Genomic DNA, 21366 nt, shown 5'->3' with positions numbered 1-21366 from the left:
CCGCCGCCCTCCCTGTTTTGTGTGCAAACCATTGGTACACCAATCGTTGCTAGGATCGCAACGACGACGAGGAGGACGAGGTGACCGACCCGATCGAGGAGGACCCCCTGGCGCTGGAGCAGCAGGTCTGCTTCGCGCTGTCGGTCGCCGCCCGGAGCGTCGTCGCGGTCTACCGCCCGCTGCTGGAGCCGATGGGGCTCACCCACCCGCAGTACCTGGTCATGCTGGCGCTCTGGCAGCACGCGCCACTGTCCGGGCGGGATCTGAGCCGGCTGCTCCAGCTCGACCCGGGCACGCTGTCACCGCTGCTCAAGCGGCTGGAGGCGGCCGGCTACATCCGGCGGGAACGCGACGCCGCCGACGAGCGCAGCCTGGCCGTCTCGCTCACCGCCGAGGGGCAGGCGCTGCGGACGCAGGCCGAGCGGATCCCGCCGGCCATCGTGCAGCGCCTGGGTCTGCCGCTGGCCGACCTGCGGCACCTGCACACGGCGCTGACCGAGGTGATCGCGGCTGCCAACCGGGCCACGTCTTCTTCCGGCGCTGCGACGCCCGGTCAGGCGTCGGCGTAGACCGCGAAGCCGCGCTCCGCGCAGCGCCGGTAGAAGGCCGCCAGCACGCTCAGCTCGGCGCAGGTGAAGTTCCACTGCGGCGGGTCGCCGCTCTCGTCGCGCAGCCGGTCCAGCCGGCTGTCCAGCCAGCGGAGCTGCTGCTCGGCGAGCCGCCCGTCACCCAGCAACGCGCGCAGCACCTCGCTCACCGACTCGAACGTGACCGCCTCGCCGTACGGCCGGTGCCGGGCGACGAACTTCTCCAGGCCCTCGGCGATCCACGAGCAGCCGTCCGGGTCGATCACCGGGTCCTCGTCCTCGGCCGAGTTCTCCGTGGCGTAGAGCACATTTTCCAGCCCGAGGATCAGGTCGACCAGTTCGGTGTACGCGGTCGCCCGTACCGTGCCGGTCTTGGCGATCAGCTCGGCGAGCGCGGCGGTCGGCGCGGAGATCCGGGGGACGTCCACGATCTCGCCGAAGTCCACGAACTCGGCCGGCGCGACCGGGTCGTAGAAGCGGCCGGTCCGCGGCCAGTGCACCGCGACGTTGTCCAGCCCCATCGGGCGTCACCTCTCACCAAGCGTTTTCGGACCATCTTCGACGATCGTCCCGGTTGCGGGTGCGAAAGATCAAGACCGCAACGGCGGCGCCGCAAAAGCTACGGCACGCCGGACCCGGCCGCGACCCCCGGTCGGGACAGCAGCCGATCACCGGTCGGATGATCGTCACGGCTCACGGTGGCCGGTGGCGCGGCGGTGCCCCGTTGGCGTGTAGGGGGAGTCGCGGGAGGCGCGGTTCGTCCGGCTACGGCATTCTCAGCCGCCTCGGAGAGGGTGCCGAGTGGCGGTTTGGTCGGCTCCGCACAGTAAGATTGGGAGCGAGACGAAAGACCCGAGACGGAGCGACGGGCAGGGGCCCTCCGGGCCCTCGATCATAGTCCCGCCTCGGGTCCGAGCCGATCGCGATCCGCGGGCAACCGTGGCGCCCGGCGTACACGATCCGTGCCTGGTGATCCCAGGGGCGGTCCGTGCGCGCCGACGTCGCGTCCTGTCCGCCGAACCCGCGCCCCCGCGCCCACGCGCGGCCGGTGCGAGAAAGTGGCCGAGCGTGGCAGCGGAGGACAACAAGAAGTACGGTGCCGAGTCCATCACCGTTCTCGAAGGCCTGGAAGCGGTCCGGAAGCGCCCCGGTATGTACATCGGGTCCACCGGCGAGCGCGGTCTGCACCACCTGGTGTGGGAGGTCGTCGACAACGCGGTGGACGAGGCGCTGGCCGGGCACTGCGACACCATCGACGTGGTGCTGCTGGCCGACGGCGGCGTCCGGGTGACCGACAACGGCCGTGGCTTCCCGGTCGACCTGCACCCGAAGCTGAAGAAGCCGGGTGTCGAGGTCGCGCTGACCGTGCTGCACGCCGGCGGCAAGTTCGACGGCAAGGCGTACGCGGTCTCCGGCGGCCTGCACGGCGTGGGCGTCTCCGTGGTCAACGCGCTGTCCACCCGGATGGCGGTCGAGATCCACAAGGACGGTTTCGTCTGGCGCCAGCGCTACGACCACTCCAAGCCGACGCCGCTGGAGAAGGGCGAGGAGACCGACCGCACCGGTTCGGCCGTCTCCTTCTGGCCCGACCCCGACGTCTTCGAGACCGTCGACTTCGACTTCCACACCATCTACCGGCGCCTCCAGGAGATGGCCTTCCTCACCCGGGGCCTCACCATCCACCTGCTCGACGAGCGGGTGCCGGAGGACGAGGACGGCAAGACCCGCGAGGTCACCTTCCACTACGAGGGCGGCATCGCCGACTTCGTCCGCCACCTCAACGCCTCCAAGAGCCCGATCCACAAGACGGTGGTCGAGTTCGGCGCCGAGGAGACCGGCATGTCGGTCGAGATCGCCATGCAGTGGAACGAGTCGTACGGCGAGTCGGTCTACACGTTCGCCAACAACATCAACACCCACGAGGGCGGCACCCACGAGGAGGGCTTTCGGGCCGCGTTGACGAGCGTCGTCAACCGCTACGGCGCCGACAAGAAGCTGCTCAAGGGCGACGAGCGCCTCTCCGGTGAGGACATCCGCGAGGGCCTGGCCGCGATCATCTCGGTCAAGCTCACCGACCCGCAGTTCGAGGGCCAGACCAAGACCAAGCTGGGCAACACCCCGGTCAAGGGCTTCGTGCAGCGGGTCTGCAACGAGTCGCTCGTCGACTGGTTCGACCGCAACCCGGCCGAGGCGAAGATCATCATCCAGAAGGCGTCCCAGGCGGCCCGGGCCCGTATCGCCGCCCAGCAGGCGCGCAAGCTCGCCCGGCGCAAGTCGCTGCTGGAGTCCGGCTCGATGCCCGGCAAGCTGGCCGACTGCCAGTCCACCGACCCGCGCGAGTCCGAGGTCTTCATCGTCGAGGGCGACTCGGCCGGCGGCTCGGCCAAGCAGGGCCGCGACCCGCGTACGCAGGCGATCCTGCCGATCCGCGGCAAGATCCTCAACGTGGAGAAGGCCCGCATCGACCGGGTGCTGAAGAACAACGAGGTGCAGGCGCTGATCACCGCGCTGGGCACCGGCATCCACGACGACTTCGACATCGAGAAGCTGCGCTACCACAAGATCGTGCTGATGGCCGACGCCGACGTCGACGGCCAGCACATCCAGACGCTGCTGCTCACGCTGCTGTTCCGGTTCATGCGGCCGCTGGTGGAGCTGGGGCACGTCTACCTGGCCGCCCCGCCGCTCTACAAGATCAAGTGGAACAAGAAGGGCGACGACGCCCAGTACGCGTACTCGGACCGGGAACGCGACGGGCTGATCGCGCTGCGCCAGCAGAAGAAGCCCAACGCCCGCCCGGACGACATCCAGCGGTTCAAGGGTCTCGGTGAGATGAACTACCCCGAGCTGTGGGAGACCACGATGAACCCGGCGACGCGCACGCTGCGCCAGGTCACGCTCGACGACGCCGCAACCGCGGACGAGCTGTTCAGCGTCCTGATGGGTGAGGACGTCGAGGCACGTCGGTCGTTCATCCAGCGCAACGCCAAGGACGTGCGGTTCCTGGACATCTGACGGACGCGCCGGGCCGGCCGGTGATCCACCGGCCGGCCCGGTAGTCCACAGAGTTATCCACAGTCTGAACGCTTTCCACAGCCGTTATCCACAGCGAGACCATGACTGAAGAGTCTGATAAGGGTTAACAGTGACCGATACTCCCGAGTCCACCCCGAACGAGCCGGAGACCCCGGAGACACTGGCCGCGGTCGTCCAGCACGACCGGATCGAGCCGGTCGGCCTCGAGGTCGAGATGCAGCGCTCGTACCTCGACTACGCGATGAGCGTCATCGTCGGGCGGGCCCTGCCGGACGTCCGGGACGGGCTCAAGCCGGTCCACCGCAAGATCCTCTACGCCATGTTCGACTCCGGCTACCGGCCGGACCGCGGGTACGTGAAGTGCTCCCGCGTCGTCGGCGACGTGATGGGCCAGTTCCACCCGCACGGCGACTCCGCCATCTACGACGCGCTGGTCCGGATGGCGCAGCCCTGGTCGCTGCGCTACCCGCTGGTCGACGGCAACGGCAACTTCGGCTCCCCCGGAAACGACCCGGCCGCCGCCATGCGATACTGCCTCGTCGGCGATGCCCGCATCCGTACCGCCGAGGGTTCCGTCCGGATCGGCGACGTCGTGCCGGACGCTGCGGCGAGCAGCGAGACCGACGTCGACCTCAAGGTCCGCGACCGCAACGGCGACCTGGTCCGCGCCAGCAAGTTTTTCCACTCCGGCGAGCACCCGACGCTGCGGCTGCGCACCCGTGAGGGGTACGAGCTGACCGGCACCCACAACCACCCGGTGCTCTGCCTGGTGGACGTGGCCGGCGTGCCGACCCTGCTGTGGAAGCTGCTCGCCGAGATCGCCCCGGGCGACCGGGTGGTCCTGCAGCGCACCGTGCCGGACGAGATTGGCTACCCGATGCTGGAACACGTCGAGGCGGCCGTGCTCGCGGGCGCGTTCGTGTCCGAGGGGTGGGTGTCGGAGAATCGGGCGGGCTTCAACAACGTGGACCGGGAGTTCTTCGTCCGGGTCCTCACCGCCTACGACCTCGCGGTCGGCGGCCCTCGGTACGTCGCCGAGCGGGTCATCGCCTCCGGCAGCAGGCTGCACGAGCTCGACGTGCAGGACCTCACCGCGCTTCGGGCGAGCGTGCTCGGCGAGATGGTGGGCGCGCGGAGCGCCGGCAAGTTCGTGCCGGAGTTCGTCTGGCGCGGACCGGCCGCGGTCAAGCGGGCCTTCCTCCAGGCGCTGTTCGAGGGCGACGGTTCGTCGTCGCTGCTGCCCCGCCACACGATCCAGGTCTCGTACTCGACCCGCAGCGAGCGGCTGGCCCGCGAGGTGCAGCAGCTGCTGCTGGAGTTCGGCGTGGTCAGCCGGCAGTGCCGGTACGACAGCGGTGAGATCAAGGTCGTCGTCACCAACCGTAGGGACGCCCGGATCTTCGCCGCTCACGTCGGCTTCCTCGGCCGCAAGCAGGCCAAGCTGGAATCCGAGCTGGCCCAGGTGCCGGCGACCAGCACCGCGCTTTCCGGCGATCACGTGCCGTTCGTCGGGGACTTCGTCCGCGAGCACGGCGCGAGCCGCTGGACCGAACGCGACTGGCTGCGCCGGCACAACGTGGACCGGATCGAGCGCTGGGAGCGGGACCGCGACGAGATCGCGGCCCGGATCACCGAGCCCGGCATCCTCGACGTGGTCGAGCCGCTTGTCGACGGGCGCTTCTACTACGCCGAGGTGACCGAGATCACCGACGCCGGTGTGCGGCCGGTCTACAGCATCCGGGTGGACACCGAGGACCACTCGTTCGTCTCCGACGGTTTCGTCAGCCACAACACCGAGTGCAAGCTCGACCCGCTGGCGATGGAGATGCTGCGGGACATCGACGAGGACACCGTCGACCTGCAGGACAACTACGACGGCCGGGCCAAGGAGCCCACGATCCTGCCGTCGCGGATCCCGAACCTGCTGATCAACGGCTCCGAGGGCATCGCGGTCGGCATGGCCACCAAGATCCCGCCGCACAACCTGCGCGAGATCGGCGCGGCGGTGCAGTGGTGCCTGGAGCACCCGGAGGCCGACGAGGCCACCACGCTGGAAGCCCTGCTGGAGATCGTCAAGGGCCCGGACTTCCCGACCCACGGCCTGATCGTCGGCCAGGCGGGCATCCAGGACGCGTACCGGACCGGGCGCGGCTCGATCCGGATGCGCGCCGTGGTCGAGGTCGAGGAGGACAAGCGTGGCCGGCCGGCGCTCGTGGTCAGCGAGCTGCCGTACCAGGTCAACCCGGACAACCTCGCCGAGCGCATCGCCGAGCTGATCAAGGAGGGCAAGCTCGCCGGCATCGCCGACATCCGCGACGAGTCCTCCGGGCGTACCGGCATGCGGATCGTGCTCGTGCTCAAGCGCGACGCGGTCGCCAAGGTGGTGCTGAACAACCTCTACAAGCACACCCAGCTCCAGGAGACGTTCGGCGCCAACATGCTGGCGCTCGTCGACGGCGTGCCGCGCACGCTCAACCTGGCCCAGTTCATCCGGTACTACGTCGAGCACCAGATCGAGGTGATCCGGCGGCGGACCGCGTTCCGGCTGCGCAAGGCCGAGGAGCGGGCGCACATCCTGCGCGGTCTGTCCAAGGCGCTGGACGCGCTGGACGAGGTGATCGCCCTGATCCGGCGTTCGCCCACGGTGGAGGACGCCCGGCAGGGCCTGATCCGGCTGCTGGACATCGACGAGGTCCAGGCGACCGCGATCCTGGACATGCAGCTGCGCCGGCTGGCCGCCCTGGAGCGGCAGCGCATCCTGGACGACCTGGCGAAGCTCGAACTGGAGATCGCCGACCTCAAGGACATCCTGGCCAAGCCGGAGCGGCAGCGGCGGATCGTCTCGGAGGAACTGGGCGAGATCGTCGCGAAGTGGGGCGACGACCGGCGTACGAAGATCGTCCCGTTCGACGGCGAGGTCTCGATGGAGGACCTCATCGCCCGCGAGGACGTGGTCGTGACGATCACCCGCACCGGGTACGCGAAGCGGACGAAGGTCGACCTCTACCGGTCGCAGCGGCGTGGCGGCAAGGGCGTCAGCGGGGCGACGCTCCGCCAGGACGACATCGTCAGCCACTTCTTCGTATGCTCTACCCACGACTGGATCCTGTTCTTCACGAACAAGGGTCGGGTCTACCGGGCGAAGGCGTACGAGCTTCCCGAGGCCAGTAGGGTGGCCAAGGGCCAGCACGTGGCCAACCTGCTCGCGTTCCAGCCCGACGAGCAGATCGCGCAGATCATTGAAATCCCGAACTACCAGGTGGCGCCCTACCTGGTACTGGCCACGAAGAACGGCCTGGTGAAGAAGACGCGGCTCGAGGAGTTCGACTCCAACCGTTCCGGCGGCATCATCGCGATCAACCTGCGCGATGAGGACGAACTGGTCGGTGCGGTCCTGGCCGCTCCGGAGGACGACCTGCTGCTCGTGTCGAAGAACGCCCAGGCGATCCGCTTCAACGCCACCGACGAGGCGCTGCGTCCGATGGGCCGGGCCACGTCCGGTGTGATCGGCATGCGCTTCAGCGGCGAGGACGAGTTGCTCGCGGTCGAGGTGGTGCGAGAGGGTCTGGACGTTCTGGTCGCGACGAACGGGGGTTACGCGAAACGTACCCCGATCGAGGAATACCCGGTGCAGGGCCGGGGAGGTAAGGGCGTGCTGACCGCGAAGATCACCGAGCGACGCGGTGGCCTGGTCGGCGCGGTAGTGATCGATCCGGAGGACGAGCTGTTCGCCATCACCAGCAACGGCGGCGTCATCCGGACTCCGGTGAAGCCTGTACGCCGTACGCGTGACCGGAACACAATGGGGGTCAAGCTGATGGACCTCCCGGACGGCGTGACTATCGTGGCGATTGCTCGCAATGCCGACGAGCCTGACGAACAGGACTAGTTGATGACGGAGACACAGGCGAAGTCGGGGAACAAGGGGACCTCGGCCACCCCGGCCGAGGAGGAGGCTGCGCAGGGCGGTACACCAGCTACCGGCCGTGCGGCCGTGGGCCGGGCCACGGTTCCCGCCGATGCGCCTGCCCCGAAGTTCACCCGCGCCCCCGGCATGGCGCCGCCTCCGGACAAGCCGGGCGAGGACTCGGGTTCCCGGGACTCGTCGGCCGAGACCAAGGTCGACGCGCCGACGTCGGCCAACGGTCTGGCCGCTCCGGCGGCCAAGCCCGCGAACGCCACGAGCACACAGCCGATCAAGCCACCGGCCGCGGCCGGCCGGGCCTCCACCGGTACGACCGGCACCCAGCCGCGTATCGGCGCCGGCCTGGGCACCGCGCCGAAGACGTCGCCCGACGGCGCCCGTCCGACCACCACCGGCGCCACCGGCCAGTCCCGGCCCGCGAACGGCGGGGGCCTGCCGCCGGGCGTCAGCGGCGCGGCCGCAGTCGGCGCCGCGCGCGTGGGCGAGGCGGTACGCGCCGCGCGTACCTCGGTCAGTTCGGCCGCGTCGCGCGGGCCGCGACGGGCCCGGCTGAACCTGAAGCGGATCGACCCCTGGTCCGTGATGAAGTTCGCGTTCGCGGTGTCCGTGGTGCTCTTCATCGTGGTCGTCGTGGCGACCTCGGTGCTCTACCTCGCGCTGGACGCGATGGGCGTGTTCAAGAGCGTCAACGACAGCCTGACCGACCTGGTGAACGCCGGCGGCGGCCAGGGCGGCGGCGGCTTCCGGATCACCGCCAAGGGCGTGATCCTGACGTCGGCGCTGATCGGCCTGGTCAACGTCGTGCTGTTCACCGCGCTGGCCACGCTCAGCGCATTCGTCTACAACGTCTGCGCCGACCTGGTCGGCGGGATCGAGCTGACGCTCGCCGAGCGGGACTGATCGGTCGACGCCGGGGCGCCGCGCAAAGCGGTCGCCCCGGCGTCGTGCGTCCGGGTAGGTTCGGGGTGGCGCGGGTGCTTCCGCCACGGACCCCCCGATTTGGGCGCGGCGGAGGCGATGGGTTAACCTTGCTCGTCGCCACGCGGGGCTATAGCTCAGTCGGTTAGAGCGCAGAGCTGATAACTCTGAGGTCGCTGGTTCGATTCCAGCTAGCCCCACCGCACATCGTCCGACGGCAGTCGAGCACGAGGGGTCAAGCACATGTTCAAGAAGCTCCTGATCCTGGCCGGCATCGTCGGTGTGGCCGCCGTCGTGGCCAAGAAGGTCAAGGCGTCGAACGACGAGCGCGCCCTGTGGCACGAGGCGACCACCGCGCCCGACCTGCGCTGAGCGCCGACACGGGGCCCTAGCTCAACTGGCAGAGCACTGCCTTTGCAAGGCAGGGGTTAGGGGTTCGAGTCCCCTGGGCTCCACCAGCACTTTCCTCGGTTGATCTCGGTCCCGGTACAGCCGACCCGCGGATCTGCCTAGATTCCGTGATCGGCCCTGCGGGACCGTCGGTGCCTGAAGGCGTAGATGACGGCTGCCAGGCCGACGACGGCGAGTGCGCCCGCGGTGGCTGCGTAGAGGGCGAGTTTGCGTTCGGCTGCGGCGATGTCGATGGCCTGCTTTTCCAGCATCTCGGGGGTCGGGTCCTGATAGGGCATCGAGATGCCGGACAGGTCCAGGAACGGCAGGCACGGCAGCATGCAGGAGGCGACGAGCAGGAGAACCCCGGCGGTGAGCGCCAGGCGGGCACGCGACATCGCGACAGGCTCCCACAGGGGTCGTGCTCGCGCCATCCGCCACATGCCGTGGTCATCGTGCGACGTGGGCCGGCTGTGAGGTTGCGGACGGGTCAGCAGAGCCTGATGTTCACCCCTCAACTGGACGACTCCACAGCCGAGCAGACGGCCGCCGCGATGGCCGAGCGGCGCTACTTCGGCGCCGGACCCGACGTCTACGCCGACGCGATCGTCCAGGCCCGCCGGTACGGCGGCCCGCTGACCGACAAGATCGAGACGCCGCACAGCGAGGCGGCGTTCCTCGGCCAGTTCGGCACCCGGCTGGAGGCGCTGGACCCTGACCGCCGCCGGAAGGCGCTACCGCCTCGTCGCGTACCTGCTCAGGGTCACGCCGCCGGGAAACGTCCGCGTCTCCACCAGGTCGAGCTTCGACCAGCCGTCCAGCGCGCCGAAGAACGGCGTGCCGGCGCCCACGAGGACCGGGTGGGTGACGATCTCGTACTCGTCGATCAGCCCGGCCCGCATGGCCGCCCCCGCGAGGGCTGCGCCACCGACCCTCATCGGGCCGCCGTCCCCGGCCTTGAGCCTGGTTATCTCGGCGATCGCGTCCCCGGTGAACAGGCGGGCATTCCAGTCGACCTTGTCGATGGTGGAGGAGAACACCACCTTCGGCGTGTCCCGCCAGTTCCGGGCGAACTCGATCTGCGCCGGGGTGGCGCCCGGCTGCTGGTCGCCGGTCGGCCAGTAGGAGCTCATGTTCTCCCACAGGCGGCGCCCGTACAGGAACAGGCTGACCGCCCGCTCCTGATCGAGCCACCACTGGAACAGTTCGTCGCTCGATTCGCCCCACCCGATGTCGTCGCCGGGCGCGGACACGTAGCCGTCCACTGTCAGGTTCATGCCGTAGATCAATTTCCGCACAGCGCATGCCTCCGTCGGTCGGTCCCGCAACACCGGACCCCGCAGGTCAGTCGTGGCGGTGACGCAGAATGTAGTCGATGTGGCGGATGGTGTCCCGGCGGTCGTACTCGCTGATCGAGTCCCACATGTCCGCCAGCCAGTAGAGCGATACGGACAGCATCCACGCCCATCCGCGTACCCAGGTCGCCTCGTCGAACCCGAGCGCCTCCCGGTAGGCGGCTCGCGCGCGGGCGTCGAACAGGCTCCAGCCGGGTCGCACCTCGACGGCCGGATCGCCGCGGCCGAGACCGCCGAAGTCGATCACGCCGGTGAGCCGGCCCCGGTCGACCAGCAGGTTGCCCGCCAGCAGATCGCCGTGCAGCCACACCGGCGGTCCCGGCCACTCGTCCGCCGCCATCGCCTCGTCCCACGCCGCGGTCACTGCCCGGCCGTCGATCCGGTCGCCCAGCTCCGCGATCGACCGGCGGGTCAGTTCGTCGCGCTGCACCAGGGGTACGCCGCGCTGAATGCCTTCCTTGACCGGCCCGCCCATCGGGTCGATCGCGATCATCGCCCGTACGAAGCGGGCGAGGTCGACGGCGAGGTCGACGTGGTCCTGCCCGGATTGTGGGTTGTCCCCGTCGAGCCACGGGACGACGGTCCACGGCCACTGATAGTCCCCGCCGGGTCGGCCGACCGCGACCGGCACCGGCACGGGCACCGGGAGGTGAGGGGCGAGCCGCGGCAGCCAGGTCGCGTCGGTGGTCACCTGGTCGACCGCCCACGGCGCCCGTGGCAGCCGTGCCGTCAGGGAGTCGCCCAGCCGGAACAGCGCGTTGTCGGTGCCGTTCAGCGGCTGCGGCACGATCGGCAGGCTCGACCATTCGGGGAACTGGTCGCTGACCAGGGCGCGTACCTGCTCCACAGTGACGACGATCTCTCCCGGACGCATCGACGCGACCGTAGGACCCGCCGGATCACACGGTCAATCGAATTCGGAGCGCGGCGTGATCCTGATCATGAACCGATCGGTACAGAACCCTGCTACGGTTGGCTCCGAACCGAGCGGTACAAAATATGCGGAGGGGAACGAGCGATCATGAGCGCCGCCACTGAGGAACTACGTGACTTCTACCTGCGGTACGTCGATCTGGCGAACAATCGGGAGTTCGACCGCATGGCCGACTTCGCCCACGAAGAGGTGATCATGAACGGCACGCCGGTCCGGATGGCGGACATGGTGGCCGAGTTCTACAAGCACGTCGAGGCGGTGCCGGATCTTCACTGGGAGATCCAGGATCTCGTCGTCGAGGGCGACCGGATCGCCGCCCGCCTCGTCGACACCGGAACGCCCGTCAAGGAGTGGAACGGCCTGGCACCTACCGGCGCCTCGGTCTCGTTCGTCGAGACCGCCTTCTACCGGCTCCAGGACGGCAAGTTCAAGCACATGTCGTACCTGATGGACACCGACTCGGTGCGGCGGCAGCTCGCCGGCTGACCGGGGAATCCGGAAACGCGGCGCGCCCAGCCCGATGCGACATCGAGCTGGGCGCGCCCAGGAAGCTATGCGACGAAGCGGGAACGACGTCGGCGTCCGATGACGTAGCTGGCGCCGCCGAGGAGCAGCAGCGCCCCGCCGATGCCGGCCACTGTCGCGGTGTCGGAGCCGGTCACCGGCAGGCCGCCACCCTCGCCGCCGGGTACGCCCACGCTGGCGGAGGGACTGAGGGGCGGCACGACTGTCGACGTGGCGCTGGGCGTCGCGGTCGGCGTGGTCGTGGGCTGAGACGGCGTCGGCGTCGGCTGGGATGCGCAGTCGAGCGCGCGAGCCTCGTACAGGCCGTTGTTCAGGTAGGCGAGGTAGGCCTCGACGGACGGGTTGTCGAGCACCTTCTGCGCGGCGGCCCGCACGTTGGGGCCGGCACCCGTCATGGTCTGGCCGATCGAGACGCGCAGAGCCGTCGCCCAGCGATTCTCCACGTTCTTGAGGTATGCGCGAAGGTCGTCCGAGGTGCCCTTCAGCCGCTCCTCGATCTCGCCCGGCAGAACGGGCAGCGATTCGGCCTGCGCCTCGGCCAGGAGCCGGTAGGCCAGCAGCCGCAGCTCGGAAACGTTGGCCGTGTCCAGGTCGATGGTGACGAGCTCGCGGAAATCCTTGTACACCTTGCGTTCGACCGTCTGGCAGGCGTCGTTCAGCCCGGGCACTGCGGTCTGCGCCGCCGCGGGCGCCGCCGGAATCACAAAGGCCAGCGCCACCAGGGCGCCGGCCGGGATTTTCCATCGCATGTGGACTTTCCTCCCCGTGTAGATCAAAACATGGAGATGTTACCGGTGTCCCTCCGAAGCGCAAGGAGCATTGATTGCGCTAACGGTGCAGTCGATCAACCGCCTTTCTTATCGCCGCGACCCGGCTCGCCAGTGGGCCGGCCGGCACGTCGGCGAGGTCGAATCCGGCCTCGCGATAGGTCAACTCGTGGATTCGCTCGAAGACGAGTGATTCCTCGAAGGTGATCCGGCGAGCGGCGGTCGCCTCCACGAAGCCCTGATGGCGTACGAAGAAAACGGTTTGTTCGTAGTGGCGATTCGCCGTCATGTCCTTGATCTCGGCGAGCAGCGCGGACGGTGCGGCCCGGCCCAGATAGCGGCACAACGCCAGCGTGCAGACGGGCGAACGGTCGTGGAAGACGACCTCGCCGGCGTTCGCCGCGGCTCGGCGACGGCGCTCCCGTTGGAGATTCAGCACCCGGTCGGCGAAGCCCGGCTCACGCCACGGCTCCGGTCGTCCGAGCGCCTGGTGAAGCGCGATCACGTCGGTCGCCGCCTCCTCCACGACGGGGTACCCGTCGATCTCCAGGTGCCGGAGAATCGCTGTCTTACCGGAGCCGGGAGCGCCGGTGAGGATGTATCCGGGCATGTCGTCCTCCGAATGGCGGGCAATCCGCTTGATAGGCAAGCCGTCACTTGCATATGGTGGGTGACGTGGGCGATCTGTACCAGGCGCTGGCCGACCACACCCGCCGCCTGATCCTCGACGAGCTGACCGAGCGCGACGGTCAGACCCTGTTCGAGATCTGCGGGCGGCTGGCCACGAAGCACCAGGTCACGTCGTCCCGGCAAGCGATCTCCCAGCACCTCGACGTCCTGGAGGCCGCCGGCCTGGTAGTCACGCGGCGGCAGGGTCGCTACAAGTTCCACCACCTCGACACCCGGCCGCTGCGGGCCGTCACCGAACGATGGCTCAGGTCCGCCGAACCCACCCAGGAGAACCCATGAGAATCAACCTCACCAGCGTGTACGTCGACGACCAGGACAAGGCGCTGCGCTTCTACACCGACGTGCTGGGCTTCGTGCCGAAGACAGACGTGCCGACCGGGGAGTACCGCTGGCTGACAGTGGTCTCGCCGGACGCCCCGGACGGCGTGGAGCTGCTGCTGGAGCCCGACGCGCACCCGGCCGCCAAGGCGTTCAAGGAGGCGCTCGCGGCCGACGGCATCCCGCTGACGCAGTTCGCGGTGGACGACGTGGCCGCCGAGCACGAGCGGCTGCGGGGCCTCGGCGTGCTGTTCACCCAGGAGCCGGTCGACATGGGCCCGGTGACCACCGCGGTGTTCGACGACACCTGCGGCAACCTGATCCAGATCGCACAGTACCGGTAGCCGGGCGCTGACGCCGCGCTGAACCGCTGGACACGATCGGTCACCCTGGCGGCATGACGGTGTGGCGGCGCCCGTACTCGCTGGACCTGGCCACCTCCGGCTCCATGGTCGTGGCGGGGCTGGCGGTCGGCTACTTCGTGCTCATCGTGTTCGGGGTCCGTAGCGGCAGTCTCCTGGAACGGGAGGCGGTGGTCCTCGGAGTGTGGAACGCCGGCGTCCTCGCCGTCGCGGTCCGCCGCGCGATGCTCGGCGTCTGGGTGAGCCCCGTCGGCGTACGTTCGCGCTCGCTTCTCCGCACGACCACGGTGCCGTGGGCGTCGGTCGTGGAGATCCACAGCGGTACGGGTTCGATAGCAGGTCTGGACATGGGACGCGACGCGATCGTCGTCGAGCGGACCGACGGCGCGCCGGTGCAGACGCCGATCCAGTCCGGCGCCATCGTCCGGCCGTTCCGCCTGGAGCTGACCCGGCTGGTCACCTGGCCGGAGCACTACGACGAGATCCTCGCGAACCTGCGGGAGTGCCACCGCGAGGCCCGGCCCCCGGAGCAGCGCGCGGCGGCGAGCCCGGCGCCGGGTCCGGTCCGCGTCGACCGTCCGGACCGGACCCGGCCGCCCGCGCCGAGCGCCGGGCGGCGGCGTGACATCCACGCGCTGACCCGGCAGTACGAGCGCGGGGTGCTGACCGACGCCGAGTACGCGGCCGAGTTGGCGCGGCTGCGGGGTGACGAGTAGGCGTCAGGCGAGCCGGTCGAGCAGTTCGCGGCTGCGGCTCACCACGAGCGCGGTCGCCTCGGCGTCGTACGAGGGCAGCGAGCTGTCGGTGAACAGATGCCGGTCGCCGGGGTAGACGTACAGCTCGCCGCGTTCGGGGCCGACGATCGACATCAGCTCGCGGGCGGCGTCCACGTCGCCTTCCAGCCCGAAGAACGGGTCCCGCTCCATGCCGTGCACCTGTACCGCCACGCCGTCGGGCCAGGGGCCGATCGCCCACTCACCGGTCACCGGCAGGCAGGCTTCGTAGAGCAGGGCGGCCCGGGCGCCGGGCCGGGTCTGGGCGAGCCGCTGGGCGATGGCGGCACCCCAGGAGACACCCGCGTGGACGAGGTCGGCGGGCAGGTCGGCGACGACCGCGTCGGCGCGCTGGTCGAGGACGTCGCCGCCGATGCGCTTGACCAGCGCGGCGCCGTCGGAGATGGTGGCCGGCCGTTCGCCGTCGAATAAGTCCGGGGTGTGCACGGTGTGTCCGCCGGCGCGCAGGGAGTCGGCGAGGGCGCGTACGCCGTCGGTGAGCCCTTGAATGTGGTGGAAGAGCACGATCTCGGCCATCACTACACTCCTGAGTTGTCAGACCAGAGTTATCGAACGAACCAGAATCTTAGAACGGTCGAGAAATGTCGGTCAATCAGCGGATCCCGGACTACGACCTCGAGGACCTGCTCGTGGTCACCGCCCCGGAGCAGTTGCGCGCGCTCGCCGACCCGCTGCGCAGCACGCTCCTGGAACTGCTGCTGGAACGCGCCGCCACGGTGAACGAGCTGGCCCGCGCGGTCGACCGGCCGAAGAGCAGCGTCGCGTACCACGTGAACCAACTGGTGGACGCCGGGCTGCTGCGCGTGGTGCGGACCCGGCGGGTACGCGCCATCGAAGAGCGGTTCTACGGGCGTGTCGCCCGCACCTTCTACGTCGGCACGCTCACCCGGACAGAGGACAAGCAGGTCGTGTCCCGGATCAACGGCCTCGCCGAGGCGGCAGCTGAAGCGGCCGCCGCGCACGCCGCCGACGAACTGCGGTGCACGCTCGTGCACGCGCGCATCCCGATCGAGGACGTCCGCGAGTTCTGGGCGGAGGTGCAGGCGCTGGCCCGGCGGTTCGCGCAGATCCCCCGCGCCGGGGACCAGGTGTACGGCTTCGCCGCCGGCCTCTACCCCACGGACGCGCCCACGCTCCCGGACACGGACCCCGCCCCTTCGACGGGGTCTTGCCGGGGCGGCGAAGAGAGCAGGCTAGCGTCGGAAGCGTGAGCACCGGATCCCCGCGCGTCCTGCCGGCCGAGCGCGGCATCGACGAGGCCGCCGCCGTTCTGCGCGCCGGCGGGCTGGTCGCCTTCCCCACCGAAACCGTCTACGGCCTGGGCGCCAACGCGCTCGACGCGCGGGCGGCGGCCCGGATCTTCGAGGCCAAGGCGCGGCCCAGCTTCGACCCGCTGATCAGCCACCTGGCCGACGCCGCCGACCTGGCCGCGCTGGTGGGCGAGGTGCCGGCGGCGGTGGCCGAGCTGGCGAAGCGCTTCTGGCCCGGCCCGCTCACCCTGATCGTGGACCGACCGGAGATCATCCCGCCGATCGTCACCTCCGGCCTGGACACCATGGCGGTACGCGTACCGGACGAGCCGTCGGCGCGGGCGCTGATCGCGGCGGCCGGCGTGCCGGTGGCCGCGCCGAGCGCGAACCGGTTCGGCCAGCTCAGTCCGACACGCGCCGAGCACGTGGTGGCCGGGCTGGGCGGCGCCGTGGACGTGGTGCTCGACGGCGGGCCCACCCGGTGCGGCATCGAGTCGACGATCGTGGACGCGCGCGGCGACCGGCCGGTGGTGCTGCGGCTGGGCGCGCTGCCGGTCGAGGCGATCATCGAGGCGGTCGGCCCGGTCGAGGTGCGCCAGGGCAGCTCCGGTCAGCCCGTCGCGCCCGGGACGCTGGCCGCGCACTACGCCCCGCGTACCCCGTTGCGGTTGGGCGCGGCGGCCGAGCCCGGCGGCGGCCGGCGGGGGTTCCTGGCCTTCCGGGAGCCACCGGCGGACGGCGACTGGGCGGCGGTGGAGGTGCTGTCGCCCGACGGCGACGTGACCGCGGCGGCGGCGCGACTGTTCGACGCGCTGCACCGGCTGGACGCGGCCGGGGTGACCGAGATCGTCGCCGAGCCGGTGCCGGACACCGGAGTGGGCCGCGCGATAAACGACCGGCTGCGCCGGGCCGCCGCCACTTGGCACTAGAACTGTTCCGCGTCGGGACGCCCGTGCGAGCCGGGCTGCGGCATGCGGTCCATCAGCTTGGTGAGCGTGCCGTTGGCGAACGTCGCGCCGAGCGCCGAGCCGGTGGCGATTGCCCAGCCCACCGGTCCCATCGGGGTGCAGCCGAAGAACTGGCTGACACCAGGCGTCTGCACCACCGCGACCAGCGCGCCCACCGACGCGGCGGTGGCGGCGAGCACGCTGGGGCTGGTGCCGCCGGCCAGTACGGTCTGGCCGAGCTGAGTGCCGATCAGGGACGCCAGCGCGACGGTGCTGGCCCGCCGCTGGGTGCCGGTCCACCTGGCGATCGTCCAGCCGGCGGTTGCGCCCAGCGTGGTCGACGCCGCCCGCAGCCCGATCTCCCGGGTCATGGTCACACCGAGCGAGGAGTCCGGACCCTCGCGTAGCAGGTGGTCGGCGCGGTCGTCGGCCGGCGGCCGTACCGCGATGGCGAGCGCCGGCGCGAGATCGGTGAGCAGGTTGACCAGCAGCAGTTGCCGGCCGTTCAAGGCGGAGCGGCCGGTCGCGGCGGCGCTGAGCACACTGAACGCGATCTCGCCGAGGTTGCCGCCGACCAGGATGCTGAGCGCGTGCCGCACCGACGACCACATGGCCCGGCCCTCGACCAGCGTGGCGATGATCGTCTCCAGCCGGTCGTCGGTGACCACCAGGTCGGCGGCGGCGCGGGCGGCGGGTGTGCCCCGTTGACCGAGCGCGATACCGACGTCGGCGAGCCGGATCGCCGGGGCGTCGTTGGCGCCGTCACCGGTCATCGCGACGGTCCGGTCCTGGCGCTGCAACGCCTGGATGATCCGTACCTTGTGCGCCGGCGTGCAGCGCGCCACCACGTCGGTGGCCATCAGGCGCTCGGCGAGCGCGGCGTCGTCCAGCCGGTCCAGGTCGGTGGCGGTGACAACGCGCTGGCCGCCGTCCTCCGGGCTGATCGTGGCGGCGATCGCCTCGGCGGTGGCCGGGTGATCGCCGGTGATCATGACGGTGTGTACGCCGGCGGCCCGGATCCGGGCCACCGCCGGCCGGGCGCTGTCCCGCACCCCGTCGGCGAGCGTCAGGAAACCCACGAAGACCAGCCCGTTCACCTGCTCGTCGCTGACCTGCTCGGTGGAGACCCGGCACTCGGCCACGGCGAGAATGCGGTGCCCGGCCCCGGCCCGCCCGGCCAGCATGGCCTGCACCTCCTCGCGCCCCGCCGCATCGAGCGGCCGGTCCCCCTCGGCGGTGCGCCGCGACGCGCAGCGCGGCAGCACCGACTCGGGGGCGCCCTTCACGCTCAGCAGCAGCCCACCGGAGGAGCGGCCGACAGCGGCGCTGTAGCCCCGGGACGGCTCGAACGGCAGCCCGGCCGTGGCGGTCCACTCCGCGGCGCCGGTCCGCTCGGTCACCCCGGCGGCGTCCGCGCCGTGGCGTACCGCCCGGTCGGTCTGCTGCGGCAACTCGTCCGGGTCGGCGGCGGACGGGGTGGCCCGCACCGCGGCGGCCAGCGTCGACCGCAGCGGCTCGTCCAGTTCGCCCAGCACGGCGTACCGGCCGTCACCGGTGCCCACCCCGGCCAGCAGCAGCTTCCCCTCGGTGAGCGTGCCGGTCTTGTCGAAGCAGAGCACGTCGACGCGGCCCAGCGCCTCGATCGTCCGGGGGTTGCGGACCAGGGCGCCGTGCTCGGCCAGCCGCCGCGCCGCCGCCAGCTGCGCGGCGCTGACCAGGAACGGCAAGCCCTCCGGCACCGACGCCACGGCCAGGTTCGCGGCGGTCGCCGCCGTTTCGGCAAGGGGTACGCCCCGAAGCAGCCCCGCACCGGCCACCGAGATCGCCGAGGCGGCCGCCAGCGGTACGGCGCTGCTGGTCAGCTTGCCCAGCCGCGCCTCCACACCACTTGCGGGTGGGGCCTGCCGGGCCATCGCGAGGCTCCGCCCGGACTCGGTCTCCGCGCCGGTGGCCACCACCACAGCGGTGCCGTGCCCGGCGGCGACTGTGGTGCCCTCGAACAGCATCGAGTGCCGCTCGGCGATGGCCGCCGCGACCACCGGATCGGGGCTCTTCGCCACCGGCAGCGACTCACCGGTCAGTGACGACTCGTCCGCCTCCAGCCCGTCACTCGTCAGCACCCGGCAGTCGGCCGGTACGGCGTCCCCGGAGCTGATCGTGATCACGTCGCCGCGTACCAGCTCCTCGGCGGGCACCACCCGTTCCGCGCCGTCGCGCAGAACCCGGGCGGTGACCGCCGAGCGGGACAGCAGCTCGGCCAGCGACCGTTCGGTGTTGCGCTGGTGCACCGCGCCGACCAGCGCCGACCCGCCCACCACGCCGCCGACCAGCGCCGCGTCGACGAGTGAGCCGAACGCGGCGGAGAGCACCGCACCGGCGGCCAGCACCGGGGTGAGCGGGTTGGACAGCTCCTCGACGAACGAGCGGAGCAGCCCGGCCGGACCGTGCTCGTCGCCGACCTCGACGCGCCGCCGCCGGGTCGCCTCGCTCTCGGTCAGCCCGGACGCGTCGGTGTCGAGCTGTTCGAGGACGGTCTCCACCGGCATGAGATGCCAGGCGCTGAGCGCGGGCACCGGTACGCCGGTGCGGTCCGGCAGCCGGTGCGCCCGGAACACGCCGTGCGCGAACGCGAGCGCCGCCGCGCCGTTCACCGCCGCGAGCGTCGGGCGGGGCAGCCGCCGACGGTCGGCGGTGAATGCTCCGAGCGCGCCGAGCCCGGCGCCGGCCATGGCGATCCGGATGTTCTGCTCGGTCATCCGGCGGGCCACCCCGGCCGCGTCGATGAGCCGTGCCGGTACCCGCAGGTCGTCGCCGACCAGCAGGTGCGCGCCCCACGGGGGCAGGTCCTCCGGGCCGTACACGCCGAGGCCGCAGTCCGAGGCGGCGAGCGCCGACCGCTCGCCGGAGACCACCATCACCACCGCGCCCTCGCGTTGCAGGTCGTGCACCGCGCCGGCGAGCCGGGCGCCACCGGGTACGAGCAGGTCGGCGAAGTCGTACCGGCCGTCGTCCGCGCCGCCGACCACGAGCCGCAGGCCCGCCTGCCGGGCGGCCGACGCCAGCGCGTCCACGCCCGGTGCGGGCTCGGGCTCGACCCGCAGTACGGCGGCGAGCCGGCCGTTCTCGGCCAGCCCGAGCAGCCGTCCACCGTCGGCGCGCAGCCGCGCGCTGTCCGCGGTGTCCCCGGGATCGTCGGCGCCGAGCCGGTCCAGCGGGCCGATCCGCCAGCCGTCGGCGGCGCGTACCGCGTCCGGCTCGGCCGGGTCGAACAGCGCGAACGCCCGGGCGGCGACCTGCCCGGTGTCGGCGTCGGCCAGCGGCGCCAGGTCGGCCAGCACCCCCCGGTCCGAACCGAGCACCGCCGCGTCCAGCACCACCGTGTCGATCCGGTCCAGCTCACGCAGCACGCTGCGGTCCATCGCGATCACGCCGCGCCGGGCGAGCATCCGGCCCAGTTGGGCGCCGTAACCCTCGCGGCCGGAACCGGGCGCCTTCGGCAGCGAGGACAGTGCCAGCGCGGCGGCCCGCTTGGGTCCCAGCACCGGCAGCGCCGCCGCTCCGGCGACCGCGCCGGCCGGGAGTACCCGCTTGGCGTAGCGCTCCGGCTGCCCGTCCGGCACCGGGCACGGCCGCTCGCCGTCCGGCACCCGGGCCACCGCCCGTTCCGGGTCACCGGTCAGGTGTGGCTCGGCCCGCCGCCACGCGGCCAGTTGAGCGGCCCCCTCGCCCCACTGCACGACGCGCTGCGCGCCGTCCAGCACGATCCCGGCCCAGCCGCCGGTGAGACCCTGCACCACCGCCTCGGCCAGCGGGAACAGCACCTCGGCGCGCGGGTCGGCGCGGATGCCCAGCCCGGCCAGCGCGTGCAGCTTCGGGTGCAGGTCGACAGCGCCGAGCAGCCCGGCGACCTCGGCCGGCACGGGGGTGAGCGGCAGCACCCGGGTGGCGGCGGAGATGCCCAGTCCGAGCACGTCGGACAGCAGCGCGCCGAACGTGCGCGCGGTACGCGGGCCGTCCTCGGGCGGCTGCGGCGGCTCGATCTCCGGGTCCGGCTCGTACGGGCAGGTCTGCTCGACGCGGGCCACTGTGGCGATCAGATCGCGCAGTTTCGGCGCCGGCTCCCCGGTCGCCACCACCACCCGGCCGGACGGCGCGTTCACCCGCGCCCAGGTCACGCCCGGCATCGACTCCAGCGCCGCCTCGACCTGACGGGCGAGCCGGTCGCCGCCGTCCTGGCAGACGCCGTGCACCTCGATGTGGTGGCGGCCGTCCTGCGACCACACCCGGCGGCTGGTCAGCCCGGTGAGCCGGGCCAGCCGGGCGGCGGCCGTACCCACGCTTCCCGCGACCTCGGAGACCTTGGTGGGTACGACCGTCGGGGACAGCAGGAGGCCGGCGAAGCGTCCCAGCGCCATCTCGCCTCCCGGTCTCGTCCCGGCGGCCCGACTTCCCGGCGCGGCGTCCGTTATGCCACCCGGACGGCAGAAGTTCGGGGTCCGGTCGTTCCCGCCGGACGAGACGGGGACCACAGTTGACCTCAACCCGGGGTGAGGTCCGAGGCTGTAGCC

The 21366-nt window shown here is 71.3% G+C and carries 19 protein-coding genes and 2 tRNA genes; 13 read left to right on the top strand and 8 right to left on the bottom strand.

Features of this window, described 5'->3' with window-relative positions:
- Window positions 1-80: 80 nt before the first annotated feature.
- Window positions 81-569, top strand: coding sequence for a MarR family winged helix-turn-helix transcriptional regulator (locus MCBG_RS20060; RefSeq protein WP_043327674.1), 489 nt, complete (start codon window positions 81-83; stop codon window positions 567-569).
- On the opposite strand, the gene MCBG_RS20055 is transcribed toward MCBG_RS20060, so the two are convergent.
- Window positions 554-1108, bottom strand: coding sequence for a hypothetical protein (locus MCBG_RS20055; RefSeq protein WP_043327673.1), 555 nt, complete (start codon window positions 1106-1108; stop codon window positions 554-556). The genes MCBG_RS20060 and MCBG_RS20055 overlap by 16 nt on opposite strands.
- A gap of 547 nt (window positions 1109-1655) precedes the next feature.
- Here MCBG_RS20055 and gyrB point away from each other — a divergent pair.
- From gyrB to MCBG_RS20030, 6 genes are all read left to right on the top strand, one after another.
- On the top strand, window positions 1656-3602 hold the full coding sequence (gene gyrB / locus MCBG_RS20050) for a DNA topoisomerase (ATP-hydrolyzing) subunit B (RefSeq protein WP_043327672.1): 1947 nt from the start codon (window positions 1656-1658) through the stop codon (window positions 3600-3602).
- A gap of 130 nt (window positions 3603-3732) precedes the next feature.
- The gene (gyrA, locus tag MCBG_RS20045; RefSeq protein ID WP_124778873.1) at window positions 3733-7512 is read left to right on the top strand and encodes an intein-containing DNA gyrase subunit A; all 3780 of its coding nucleotides are present in this window, start codon (window positions 3733-3735) and stop codon (window positions 7510-7512) included.
- Window positions 7513-7515: 3 nt separating this feature from the next.
- Entirely contained in the window at window positions 7516-8448 is a 933-nt protein-coding gene (locus MCBG_RS20040) for a DUF3566 domain-containing protein (protein WP_043327671.1), read from the top strand.
- Window positions 8449-8592: 144 nt separating this feature from the next.
- Window positions 8593-8666: transfer RNA gene (locus MCBG_RS20035), tRNA-Ile, on the top strand.
- 43 nt (window positions 8667-8709) lie between these two features.
- Complete coding sequence (locus MCBG_RS34265) at window positions 8710-8838, top strand: DLW-39 family protein (protein ID WP_013283222.1); 129 nt, start codon at window positions 8710-8712, stop codon at window positions 8836-8838.
- Between the two features lie 10 nt (window positions 8839-8848).
- A tRNA-Ala gene (locus MCBG_RS20030) sits at window positions 8849-8924 on the top strand.
- A 51-nt stretch (window positions 8925-8975) separates the two neighbouring features.
- On the opposite strand, the gene MCBG_RS33105 is transcribed toward MCBG_RS20030, so the two are convergent.
- The 3 genes from MCBG_RS33105 to MCBG_RS20015 all read right to left on the bottom strand — a co-directional run bounded on the left by MCBG_RS33105 (window position 8976) and on the right by MCBG_RS20015 (window position 11085).
- Window positions 8976-9518, bottom strand: a complete 543-nt coding sequence (locus tag MCBG_RS33105) for a hypothetical protein (protein ID WP_198033308.1) — start codon at window positions 9516-9518, stop codon at window positions 8976-8978.
- 72 nt (window positions 9519-9590) lie between these two features.
- A complete protein-coding gene (locus tag MCBG_RS20020; RefSeq protein WP_043327669.1) occupies window positions 9591-10154 on the bottom strand; it encodes a dihydrofolate reductase family protein in 564 nt (187 codons plus the stop codon).
- A 46-nt stretch (window positions 10155-10200) separates the two neighbouring features.
- The gene (locus MCBG_RS20015) at window positions 10201-11085 is read right to left on the bottom strand and encodes an aminoglycoside phosphotransferase family protein (RefSeq protein ID WP_043327668.1); all 885 of its coding nucleotides are present in this window, start codon (window positions 11083-11085) and stop codon (window positions 10201-10203) included.
- 147 nt (window positions 11086-11232) lie between these two features.
- Here MCBG_RS20015 and MCBG_RS20010 point away from each other — a divergent pair, with 147 nt between their 5' ends.
- Entirely contained in the window at window positions 11233-11631 is a 399-nt protein-coding gene (locus MCBG_RS20010; protein WP_043327667.1) for an ester cyclase, read from the top strand.
- A gap of 65 nt (window positions 11632-11696) precedes the next feature.
- On the opposite strand, the gene MCBG_RS20005 is transcribed toward MCBG_RS20010, so the two are convergent.
- Complete coding sequence (locus MCBG_RS20005; protein ID WP_043327666.1) at window positions 11697-12419, bottom strand: LPXTG cell wall anchor domain-containing protein; 723 nt, start codon at window positions 12417-12419, stop codon at window positions 11697-11699.
- A 79-nt stretch (window positions 12420-12498) separates the two neighbouring features.
- Entirely contained in the window at window positions 12499-13047 is a 549-nt protein-coding gene (locus MCBG_RS20000) for an AAA family ATPase (RefSeq protein WP_043327665.1), read from the bottom strand.
- Between the two features lie 53 nt (window positions 13048-13100).
- On the opposite strand from MCBG_RS20000, the gene MCBG_RS19995 reads away from it, so the two are divergent.
- The 3 genes from MCBG_RS19995 to MCBG_RS19985 are packed head-to-tail and all read left to right on the top strand — an operon-like array spanning window position 13101 to window position 14523.
- Window positions 13101-13406 (top strand): ArsR/SmtB family transcription factor, encoded by a 306-nt coding sequence (locus MCBG_RS19995; RefSeq protein ID WP_043327664.1) that lies wholly within the window; start codon window positions 13101-13103, stop codon window positions 13404-13406.
- Window positions 13403-13789 carry a VOC family protein gene (locus tag MCBG_RS19990; RefSeq protein WP_043327663.1) on the top strand — a complete coding sequence of 129 codons (387 nt, stop codon included), beginning with the start codon at window positions 13403-13405 and terminating at the stop codon, window positions 13787-13789. The genes MCBG_RS19995 and MCBG_RS19990 overlap by 4 nt, the downstream gene beginning before the upstream one ends.
- 53 nt (window positions 13790-13842) lie before the next feature.
- Entirely contained in the window at window positions 13843-14523 is a 681-nt protein-coding gene (locus tag MCBG_RS19985) for a PH domain-containing protein (RefSeq protein WP_043327662.1), read from the top strand.
- A 3-nt stretch (window positions 14524-14526) separates the two neighbouring features.
- Here MCBG_RS19985 and MCBG_RS19980 read toward each other — a convergent pair whose 3' ends face one another.
- Window positions 14527-15117, bottom strand: coding sequence for a dienelactone hydrolase family protein (locus tag MCBG_RS19980; RefSeq protein ID WP_043327661.1), 591 nt, complete (start codon window positions 15115-15117; stop codon window positions 14527-14529).
- Window positions 15118-15182: 65 nt separating this feature from the next.
- Here MCBG_RS19980 and MCBG_RS19975 point away from each other — a divergent pair, with 65 nt between their 5' ends.
- Window positions 15183-15812, top strand: a complete 630-nt coding sequence (locus MCBG_RS19975) for a winged helix-turn-helix domain-containing protein (RefSeq protein ID WP_043327660.1) — start codon at window positions 15183-15185, stop codon at window positions 15810-15812.
- A gap of 20 nt (window positions 15813-15832) precedes the next feature.
- Entirely contained in the window at window positions 15833-16780 is a 948-nt protein-coding gene (locus MCBG_RS19970) for an L-threonylcarbamoyladenylate synthase (RefSeq protein ID WP_043330800.1), read from the top strand.
- On the opposite strand, the gene MCBG_RS19965 is transcribed toward MCBG_RS19970, so the two are convergent.
- Entirely contained in the window at window positions 16777-21213 is a 4437-nt protein-coding gene (locus MCBG_RS19965) for a cation-translocating P-type ATPase (RefSeq protein ID WP_051611307.1), read from the bottom strand. The two genes, MCBG_RS19970 and MCBG_RS19965, sit on opposite strands and share 4 nt — an antisense overlap.
- Window positions 21214-21366 lie beyond the last annotated feature (153 nt).

This window comes from Micromonospora sp. M42, assembly GCF_000568915.1.
Taxonomy (GTDB): domain Bacteria; phylum Actinomycetota; class Actinomycetes; order Mycobacteriales; family Micromonosporaceae; genus Micromonospora; species Micromonospora chalcea.
Note: the sequence above shows the minus strand (reverse complement) of the source record. Positions and strands in the feature narration are given on the sequence as shown.